The following is an 808-nucleotide window of genomic DNA, read 5'->3' as shown; positions in this document are numbered from 1 at the left end:
GCGTCGGTGGTCAGTTGGCGATCGACCTCGAACGCGAACTCAACTACGGAGCGCCCGGCCTTCTCGCTCCGGGAGTACTGACCGACGAGCGCGGGCGTCGCTACCTGGCGCCGGGCAGCGTGCGCGTCCTGACGACCGGATCTGCGGGCCTGTCGTTCGGCGCATTCTGCAACGACGGCATGCACCTGGAACACACCGGGACATGTAACGACGGCGTAGGAAAGAGCATGAGCGGCGGCGTGATTGCCGTGCGTAGCCCAGGCGGCGGCTCCAGTGACGCCGGTGGAAACGTGTTGATCGGCAACTTCGCGCTCTTCGGCGCCACCGGTGGACGAGTGTTCGTCGAAGGTGAAGCAGGCGATCGCTTTGCAGTTCGCAACTCCGGCGCCAGTGCTGTCGTCGAAGGTGTCGGAGACTTCGCCGGCGAGTACATGACCAACGGTGCTGTCGTGAATCTCGGCGAGTTCGGCAAGGGTGTCGGCAACGGCATGAGTGGTGGCTTCTTCTACCAGTACGACCCTCGTGGCGAATTGGCACTGCGAGCAAGTACCGATTCCGTACTGCTGGGTTCGATCACCGCTGCGACCGACCCTCTTGCCGCCGTCCACAACCACGCAGTACAACTCCTGCTCGAACTGCATGTGGAGGCAACGGGATCCGCGCTCGGCACCCGACTGCTCGAGAACTGGGAAGTCGAACAGCACTCGTTCGTCTACGCGATGCCCAAGGCACTGATGCTCTACCAGGACAGTGATGCAATCCTGGCTGCGAAGTCGCACAAAGAGCTCCTCGAAGAATTGGCGTCCGC

The 808-nt window shown here is 62.7% G+C and carries 1 pseudogene; it reads left to right on the top strand.

Annotated elements, in window-relative coordinates:
- Positions 1-808 (top strand): annotated as a pseudogene (locus A2J01_RS22135) (glutamate synthase large subunit); the annotation flags it as partial.

The sequence above is a fragment of the Rhodococcus sp. EPR-134 genome, from assembly GCF_001647205.1.
GTDB classification, from domain to species: domain Bacteria; phylum Actinomycetota; class Actinomycetes; order Mycobacteriales; family Mycobacteriaceae; genus Rhodococcus_F; species Rhodococcus_F qingshengii.
This window is presented reverse-complemented; position numbering and strand designations above follow the sequence as displayed.